At 67.9% G+C, this 7,353-nt stretch carries 7 protein-coding genes; 2 read left to right on the forward strand and 5 right to left on the reverse strand.

Annotated elements, in window-relative coordinates:
• The 5 genes from AC1DYI_RS22070 to AC1DYI_RS22090 all read right to left on the reverse strand — a co-directional run.
• A partial coding sequence (locus AC1DYI_RS22070) for a cytidine deaminase (RefSeq protein ID WP_477206281.1) occupies positions 1–272 on the reverse strand: 272 nt, incomplete at its 3' end.
• Between the two features lie 141 nt (positions 273–413).
• Positions 414–1,355 carry an ABC transporter permease gene (locus AC1DYI_RS22075; RefSeq protein WP_477206282.1) on the reverse strand — a complete coding sequence of 314 codons (942 nt, stop codon included), beginning with the start codon at positions 1,353–1,355 and terminating at the stop codon, positions 414–416.
• A complete protein-coding gene (locus AC1DYI_RS22080) occupies positions 1,348–2,481 on the reverse strand; it encodes an ABC transporter permease (RefSeq protein ID WP_477206283.1) in 1,134 nt (377 codons plus the stop codon). The genes AC1DYI_RS22075 and AC1DYI_RS22080 overlap by 8 nt, the downstream gene beginning before the upstream one ends.
• 130 nt (positions 2,482–2,611) lie before the next feature.
• The gene (locus AC1DYI_RS22085) at positions 2,612–4,165 is read right to left on the reverse strand and encodes an ABC transporter ATP-binding protein (RefSeq protein WP_477206284.1); all 1,554 of its coding nucleotides are present in this window, start codon (positions 4,163–4,165) and stop codon (positions 2,612–2,614) included.
• Entirely contained in the window at positions 4,162–5,133 is a 972-nt protein-coding gene (locus tag AC1DYI_RS22090; RefSeq protein ID WP_477206285.1) for a BMP family lipoprotein, read from the reverse strand. Before AC1DYI_RS22090 ends, AC1DYI_RS22085 begins: the two co-directional genes overlap by 4 nt.
• Positions 5,134–5,364: 231 nt before the next feature.
• On the opposite strand from AC1DYI_RS22090, the gene AC1DYI_RS22095 reads away from it, so the two are divergent.
• Positions 5,365–6,954, forward strand: coding sequence for a DUF4331 domain-containing protein (locus AC1DYI_RS22095; RefSeq protein WP_477206286.1), 1,590 nt, complete (start codon positions 5,365–5,367; stop codon positions 6,952–6,954).
• 21 nt (positions 6,955–6,975) lie between these two features.
• Positions 6,976–7,269, forward strand: coding sequence for a hypothetical protein (locus AC1DYI_RS22100; protein ID WP_477206287.1), 294 nt, complete (start codon positions 6,976–6,978; stop codon positions 7,267–7,269).
• Positions 7,270–7,353: the final 84 nt, after the last annotated feature.

A 7,353-nucleotide genomic window follows, 5' to 3' on the forward strand; every position in this document is an offset into this window, starting at 1 on the left:
CCGCCGCACGGCGTGACGGGCTCGGCACCCTCGCCGACCACCACCGCGGCGACGATCCGTTGGCCACCGGCCAGCACCAGGCCGGACAAGGCGCCGGCCTCGGCGCAGACGCCCTCCGGATAGGCCGCGTTCTCGACGTTGCAGCCCGCGTGCACGCGGCCCGCTTCGTCCAGCAAAGCCGCACCCACGTGGAAGTGCGAGTACGGCGCGTAGGCCTTTTCACGCGCAGCCCGCGCCGCGTCGAGCAGCGCATCCCATTGCTGTTCATCCATTTCGGTGACTCCCAGAACGCCGCCGCAGACGCGCCGCGTCAGCCGGCGCACCCCAAGCAGCCACCGTGGATCCGGCTTTGCCGGTCCACCAGTGGCGCCCCCTTGAGGGGGAGGCGCCGAAGGCGCTTCGGGGGTGGACCACTATCTTTCCTTCACATAGGGCTGGCCTAGCGCCTTCGGGGCACGCGCACGGCCGATGAAGCCGGCCAACAGCACCACCGTCATCGCATAGGGCAAAGCCTGGATCGCCTGCACCGGCACGGCGCCGATGCCCGGCAACGGCGTACCTTGCAGGCGGATCGCCAGCGCGTCAAGAAAGCCGAACAGCAGGCAGGCGCCGAGCGCACCTAGCGGGCGCCAGTGGCCGAAGATCATCGCCGCCATCGCCATGTAGCCGCGGCCGGCCGTCATGTTGGGCACGAAGCTCGGGCTTTGGGCCAGCACCAGGTAAGCCCCGGCCAGCGCGCACAGCACACCGTTCAACGCCAACGCCTGGTAGCGCAGCGCCAGCACCGACACGCCGGCCGCATCGACCATCGCCGGGTTCTCGCCGGTAGCCTGCAAGCGCAGGCCGAAGCGGGTGTGGTCGAGCAGCCAGACGACCGCCGGCACGAGCAGCAGCGCCAGGTAGACCAAACCGTTGTGGCCCAGCAGGCCGAGCATCGGTGTCGCACCACCCTCCCCGCCGAACCAGCGCGACAGGCGCAGCTCGTCTGGCAGCGCCGGTGTCTGCCCGCCGAGGTGGAACCAGGCGATGCCCAGCACCACGGTCAGGCCGGCGCAGGTCATCGTGATGGCCATGCCGGCCACCACCTGGTCGCCCCGGTGGCTGACGCAGGCATAGCCGTGCAGCATCGACAACGCGATGCCGACGAGGATCGCGATCAGAAAGGCCAACGGCAACGAGCCTGTCAACGCCGCGGCGCTGCCGGCGGCGAACGCCGTCGCGAGCATCTTGCCTTCGAGGCCGAGGTCGATCACGCCCGCGCGTTCGGACAGCGTCGCTGCCAGCGCGCACAGGATCAGCGGGGTGGCCACCCGCAGCGTCGACGCGATCAGCGTGCCCAGCGCAATTTCATCCACGCTCAGCCTCCTTCGCATCCTTCGCGAGGGACCAGCGGGCCCAAGCGCGCGCCAGCGTCGGCACTGCGGCCTGGCCTAGTGCGCCGCAGAACAGCACGATCAGGCCTTGCAAGGTGAACACCATGTCGCGGCTGACACCGGGCATCTCGAATGACAGCTCGGCGCCGCCCTGGTACAGCGCGCCGAACAACAACGCCGCCAGCACCACGCCGACCGGGTGGTTGCGGCCGATCAGCGACACCGCGATGCCGGCGAACCCAGCGCCAACCACGTAGTCCAGCAGCAGCCGGCCTTGCACGCCGGCGAGTTCGTTGATGCCCAGCAAGCCGGCCAGCGCACCCGAGGCGCACATCGCAACGATCACTTGCCGCGCCGGGCGAACGCCGGCGTATTGCGCCGCACCGGGCGCAAAACCCACCGTGCGCACCGCATAGCCCGAGGTACTGCGCCAGAGCCAGAAGTAGACGACCACCGCGGCGGCGATCGCCAGCAGCACCGACAGGTTCAGCGGCGAGCGCGGCCATTCGATGCCGATCGATGCCAGCACCTCGTGGACACCCGGCATCAGCGCGGCCGGCCCGAAGGCGCGGCTTTCGACGGTCATGTTGCCCGGCTCTTTCAGCACCTCGACGAGCRGGTACGACAGCAGCGTCGACGCGAGGAAATTGAACATGATGGTGGTGATCACCACGTGGCTGCCGCGCCAGGCCTGCAGCACCGCCGGCACGGCCGCCCACAGCATGCCGAACAGCATCGCTGCGACGATCATCGCCGGCAGCACCACCCACGCCGGGTAGTGATCACCGAGCCACAGTGCGACCAGCGCGGTGCCGATGCCACCCAGCATCGCCTGGCCTTCGCCACCGATGTTGAACAGGCCCGCGTGATAGGCCACCGCAACGGCGAGCCCGGTGAAGACGAAGGTCGTCGCGTAGTACAGCGTGTAGCTGAAACCCATCGCGCTGCCGAACGCGCCGCGCAGCAGCAGCGACAAGGCTTGCGCCGGGTCTTGGCCGGTGAAAGCGACGACCAGCGCGCTGACTGCAAGCGCCATGCCGAGGTTGAGCACCGGCAACAGGCCGAGGTCCATCCAGCGCGGCAGTTCATAAGCCTGACTGCTGCTCATTGGAGCCCCTCGCCCGATGGGTACATCGTTCGATCCCCCGAGGGGGCAAGCGCGGACGCAAATCGTCCAGTGGACGATTTGCGCCAGTGAGCGGCCAGCTTGGGAGCGGCCCGGCACTTGGCCCGCTGGTTCATTGCTGCACCCCCGCCATCAAACACCCCAACGCCGATTCACTGCAAGCCTCGATCGGCAGTTCGCCAGCAATGCGGCCAGCGTTCATCACGATGACCCGGTCGGACAGCGCGAGGATCTCGTCCAGCTCCGACGAGACCACCAGCACCGCGCCACCGGCGTCGCGCATCGCACGCAGGCGGCCGTGAATGAACTCGATCGCGCCGATGTCGACGCCACGCGTCGGCTGGCCCACCAGCAGCACCTTCGGCTCGTGCAAGGCCTCGCGGGCCAGCACCAGCTTCTGCTGGTTGCCGCCCGAGAACTTGGCGCTGCGCAGGCCGGGTGCGCGTGGGCGCACGTCGTAGTCGGCCATCATCTTGGCGGTGTCGTCGTGCATCGCGCCGCGGCGCGCAAAGCCGCGCCGGGCATAACGCGCCAGGCGGTGGTAACCAAGCACCGCGCTTTCCCAGGCGCCAAACGGCAACACCAGGCCGCGACGGTGGCGATCTTCAGGCACATGGGCCAGACGCAGGCGGCGCGCACGCGCGGGTGTCAGCCAGCGGTTGGGTTCGAAACGCTGGTCACCGAGCTGCAGGCTGCCGGACGCCGGTGCGGCGAGGCCGGCCAGCACATCGAGCAACTCGCTCTGGCCGTTGCCGGAAACGCCGGCGATGCCGACGATCTCGCCAGGTCGCAGTGCCAGCGACACTTCGTTCAGACGCAGCACGCCTTGCTCGTCGCGCCAGCTCAGGTTCTGCGCGCTCAGCAGGGGTGCGGCCTCGGCCCGCGCCGCAGCGCCTTCGCGTCRGCCCAGTTGCACGCGGCGGCCGACCATCGCCTCGGCCAGGCCGTCGATCGTTGTGTCGGCGGTGCGCGTGTCCAGCACCACGCGGCCGGCGCGCATCACCGTCACGCGGTCGCACAGCGCGGCGATCTCCTTCAGCTTGTGGGTGATCAGCAGCACCGTGCTGCCACGCTCGCGCAATTGGCGCAGCGTGACGAACAGCGTGTCGGTTTCGGCAGGGGTCAGCACCGCGGTCGGCTCGTCCAGGATCAGGATGCGCGCACCGCGGTACAGCGCCTTCAATATTTCCAGCCGCTGGCGCTCGCCGACTGGCAGCGTCTCGACGACCGCGTCGAGGTTCAACTGCAGCCCGGTGTCACGCATCAGCGCTTCGAGCTCGCGGCGCACGCGCTGGCGCGCCGGGCCCAGCCGCCAGTTGGGTTCGGCACCGAGCAGCACGTTGTCCAGCGCGGTGAAAGTCTCGACCAGCATGAAGTGCTGGTGCACCATGCCGATGCCGAGCGCGATCGCGTCGTGTGCATTGCGGATGCGCGCGGGGCGGCCCTCGACCTCGATCTCGCCGCTGTCGGCCTGGTAGAAGCCGTACAGGATCGACATCAAGGTGCTCTTGCCGGCGCCGTTTTCGCCGACGATGCCGTGGATGCTGCCGCGCGCGACGCTCAGGTTCACCTCGTCATTCGCGCGCAGTGCGCCGAAACGTTTGCAGATGCGGTTCATCGCCACCGCGCTGGCTGGCGCGGCGGGCGTCACAACAGGCGCGCTCAAGGCGTGCAGCTGTTGGCGGCCATGTAGTCGATGACCTTGATCTTGCCGGCGATGATGTCGGCGCGTGCCGCGTCGACCTTGGCCTTCATCGCGGCGTTCACCAGCTTGGCGTTGTCTTCGTCGATCGCGACATCGACGCCGCCTTCCTTCAGACCCAACGCCGTCATGCCGGGTGTCGACTTGTTGGAGGCGTTGTAGACCGCAACATCGACGCGCTTGACCATCGAGGTCAGCATCGTGCCCGGATGCAGGTGGTTCTGGTTGCTGTCGACACCGATGGCCAGCTTGCCGCCGTCCTTGGCGGCCTGGAACACGCCGACGCTGGAGCCACCGGCAGCGGCGAAGATCACGTCGACCCCCTTGGCGAACTGAGCCTTGGCCAGCTCGCCGGCACGCGACGGGTCGCTCCATGCGGCCGGCGTGGTGCCGGTCATGGCGCCGGTCAGCTCGATCTTCGGGTTGGCATAACGCGCACCCTGCTCGTAGCCGCACTGGAACTTGCGGATCAGCGGGATGTCCATGCCGCCGACGAAGCCGAGCTTGCCGGTCTTGCTGGCCATCGCGGCCATGATGCCGGCCAGGAAGCTGCCCTCATGCTCCTTGAAGACGATCGATTCGACGTTCGGCTGCTTGACCACCGAGTCGATGATCACGAACTGCTGCTTCGGAAACTGCTTGGCGACCTTCTCGATGCTGGAGCCCTGCGAGAAGCCGATGCCGATCACCGGGCTGGCGCCGCGCTCGGCCATGCGCCGCATCGCCTGTTCGCGCTGGGCTTCGTTGGCGATCTCGAAATCGAGATAGGACTTGCCGGTGTCCTTCTTCCAGCGTTCTGCGCCCCGGTAAGCGGCTTCGTTGAAGGACTTGTCGAACTTGCCGCCCATGTCATAGACAAGGGCAGGGTCGGCCCAGGCAACGGCCGACAGGCCGGCCGACAGGGCCACGGCAATGGTCAATCTGCGAAACATGAGGATCCTTGATACGAAGCCGGGTTCGAAGTGGCGGGGAGGATAGCAACTTTGAAGCCCGATTCCGGCGAGTTGCTGGGGGTTCGATGCCGGAGGCGGCGAAACAGTTTCTGACCGAGTGCATCCGATCGGCGGGGTGGCCCGTAAAGGAAACCCACGGACGCTGCAGCGCACCTGACTTTGGTCAACCGGTGCGGCGCCGCCAGCCATTTCGTCAAGAGGAGCCCTGTTATGCACCCCATCCGTCCCCTGGCGCGACGCGCCACGCCCATCGTTGCAGCCGCACTGCTGGCCATGGCCGGCGGCACCCAAGCCTCCAGCCACCGTGAAGCGCCGTTCATCACGACCTCGCCCAAGGTCGACGCGGCCGACTTCTACATGTTCAACAGTTACGAATCGGGCCGCAGCGGCTACGTGACGCTGATCGCCAACTACCTGCCGCTGCAAGACAGCTACGGCGGCCCGAACTACTTCGACCTCGACGGTAACGCGCTGTACGAGATCCACGTCGACAACAATGGCGACGCGAAGGAAGACCTGACCTTCCAGTTCCGCTTCAAGAATGAGCTGTCCAACGGCGGCGCCGGCATCACCGTGGCGGTGGGCGACCAGTCGCCGCAGATCGCGCCGCTGCAAAAAGGCACTGTCAGCGCCCCGCGCGACCAGCACCTGCAGGTCAACCAGACCTACACCGTCACGCTCGTGCGCGGTGACCGCCGCACCGGCACGGCCGCGGCCGTCACCAACGCCAGCGGCGGCTCGGCCACCTTCGACAAGCCGGCCGACAACATCGGCTCGAAGACCATCCCCGACTACCCGGCCTATGCCGGCCAGCACATCTACAGCGTCAACATCCCCGGCTGCTCGACGCCGGGCAAGCTGTTCGTCGGCCAGCGGCAAGACCCGTTCGCGGTCAACCTCGGCGTGGTCTTCGACCAGGTCGCCGCGCCCGTCTCGGCCCTGACCGACCCGAACGCGATCGGCGCCTCGACCAGCACGCTGGCCTACAAGAACGTGACCGCGATCGCGCTCGAAGTCGCCAAGAGCTGCCTGACCCAAGGCACCGAAACGGTGATCGGCGGCTGGACCACCGCCAGCCTGCGCCAGACCCGCCTGCTCGACCCGAGCCCGAAGGCGGGCCTGCAGACAGCCGAGCGCGCGGGTGGTGCGTGGACGCAGGTGTCACGCCTGGGCATGCCGCTGGTCAACGAGCTGGTGATCGGCCTGAAGGACAAGAACCGCTTCAACGCCGCCAAGCCCAAGGACGACGGCCAGTTCGCCGGCTATGTGACGAACCCGTCGTACCCGAAGCTGCTCGAGTCCTACCTCGAACTGCCGGGCGCGGCGCCGACCAACATCCCGCGCAACGACCTGGTGACGACCTTCCTGACCGGCATCACCGGTGTGAACAAGCCGGCCAACGTGGTGCCATCCGAAATGCTGCGACTGAACACCGCGATCGCCGCCGTGCCGTACGCACAGCAGAACCGCCTGGGCATCGTCGGCAACATCCTGGCCGCCGGCAACGACTCGGCCGGTTACCCGAACGGYCGCCGGCCGAAGGACGACRTSGTCGACATCTCGCTGGTCGCGRTGATGGGYGGSCTGTGCRTGGCCAACGGCRACACCGACGCGCTCGGCTTCGGCGCGGCGTGCAAGCCGTCAGCCGTGCCGCTGGGCTCGGCGGTGTTCAACCTGAACGACAACGTCGACCAGGCTCAGCAGTACTTCCTGTCCGGCTTCCCGTACCTGAACACGCCCTACCCCGGCGCCGGCGCGGTGGCCGCCCAGGCCGTGGCCAAGAGCAACAAGAGCCGTTGAGGCAGAAAGAGGCAGGACCCCATGAACGCTTCTGCACTGCGACGTCTGTCTTACCTGTTCGCCTGCACGGCCCTGGTGGCTGGCTGCGGTGGCGGCGGTGGCGACAACTCGCCGCCGCCCCCTCCCCCGCCACCGCCGCCGGCGGCTGACCAGGTGCCGATGTCGGCCTTCGTGTCGCCCGAGTCGCTGTTCAGCTTCGCGCTCGAACAGACCTCGGACGCGAACACCGTCGAGACCAGCGAAGCGCTGAAGTTCGACCTGATCACGGCGGAGCCGCCGACCAGCGACGACAGCGAGCCCTCGCCCTTGACCTGAGCGGGATCCCAAGGTGCCCGGTCGCCCGCGGCCGGTACCTTGGTCATGCCCGTCACATTCGGCTGGTCGTGCATCGCCTACGAT

Source organism: Ideonella sp. P3_A4, assembly GCF_056403075.1.